This window comes from Rothia sp. (in: high G+C Gram-positive bacteria), assembly GCF_030540545.1.
In the GTDB taxonomy this organism is placed as follows: domain Bacteria; phylum Actinomycetota; class Actinomycetes; order Actinomycetales; family Micrococcaceae; genus Rothia.
Genome location: NZ_JAUNVZ010000056.1, coordinates 1 through 1,299, shown reverse-complemented (window position 1 = coordinate 1,299; position 1,299 = coordinate 1). Strand labels below are relative to the sequence as shown.

Here is a 1,299-nt window from a genome sequence, read left to right as displayed (position 1 = left end):
TTCAAGAGCGCATCGAGCGGACAGTGGGGCTATCTGCATAATGACGGTGCTAATGCGATTGTAGGTTGGAGAGCAAGTGCAACTGCCTCAAATTGGTACATCGTACCCGCCACTACGGCTGACATTACTTTGGCCACTGCCGGCGAGGCCAGCTATGCTACCGCTTATCTGCCCTTCGGCATAAGCAAGGTAGACGGCGCAAAGGCTTATGTAGGTACGCTCAATGAGGACAAGACGGCCTTGAATATGACTGAGGTTTCTGCTGCTCCGGCCCAAACGGGTTTGGTACTCGTAGGTGCTAAGGGTGCTGAAAAGGCTACGGTAACCATCGCAACGGCTGCTGCTGAAGATAATAAGGTAACGAGTGCACTGAGCGGTACGTTGACGGATGTAGCTTTGACCGCTGATAACCGCGCTAACAATCTCGTCTTCGGTAAGGCTGCTGAGGTCGTAGGCTTCTACACGCCGGGTGAAGGTCTCGCTTCTATCCCCGCCAATAAGGCATTCCTCAACGCTGCGGATGCTGCACAGGCTGTAGCGCTCCACTTCGGTGGTGAGGCTACCGGCATCGGTCAGGCTACCCTTACGGGTGAAGGCGTACAGGCTCCTGTTTACGACCTCTCCGGCCGTCGCGTAGTGAAGGCTGTGAAGGGTGGCGTATACATCCAGGGCGGTCGCAAGTTCATCGTGAAGTAAACCCCACGGTACTTGCCGCGCGATTAATCACATTATCCACAGAAACATATATCTGTACAGATTATTATGAAGAAAGTATATCAGGCTCCCACAGCCACCCGCTTCGAGTTTATCAGCGGTTCTAACTTCCTTGAGAACTCTACCTTCGTAGTAGACAAGGATCAGACGACCGATGTCATCTTCTCCAACGAGCGTGGCTGGAGCTCCGACAGCTGGAGCGGTGATGAGGAGGAGTAATCCACTCACCTACGGAACACCACTTACCCCTTGACCTGCGTCTCTACCCAATGGTGCGCAGGCCGAGGAGGTAAGCAACCAAAAAAGACTTAGGGCTTCACCTGGCTTTCGCCGGGTGGAGCCCTAAGTGCGTATAGTGGGGAATAGGGTGGGGTAGCCCTTAATCAATAAAGCGGCGGGTGAGGGGATCGAACGCCTCGATGCGGCGGTCACGCAAGAAGGGCCACCACCGGCGCACGTTTTCGCTACGCTGCAGGTCGATGTCGATGACAATGTTTTGTGCACGGTCTTTGGGAGCCTGCACAAAGAGTTCGCCCTGGGGGCCGGCTACGAAGCTGCTGCCCCAAAAGTTGATACCCCCGGTGG

Annotated in this window: 2 protein-coding genes and 1 pseudogene; 2 read left to right on the top strand and 1 reads right to left on the bottom strand. The window is 55.0% G+C overall.

The genetic code is table 11. From position 1 onward, the window contains the following. Positions 1-696: hypothetical protein (locus tag Q4P78_RS08895; protein WP_303340014.1), on the top strand; the 696-nt coding region annotated here is incomplete at its 5' end. A gap of 66 nt (positions 697-762) precedes the next feature. Then, positions 763-933, top strand: a complete 171-nt coding sequence (locus tag Q4P78_RS08890) for a hypothetical protein (RefSeq protein WP_303340013.1) — start codon at positions 763-765, stop codon at positions 931-933. A 160-nt stretch (positions 934-1,093) separates the two neighbouring features. Here the strand turns inward: Q4P78_RS08890 and Q4P78_RS08885 are convergent. Further along, positions 1,094-1,299: pseudogene (locus Q4P78_RS08885) on the bottom strand (hydrolase); the annotation flags it as partial.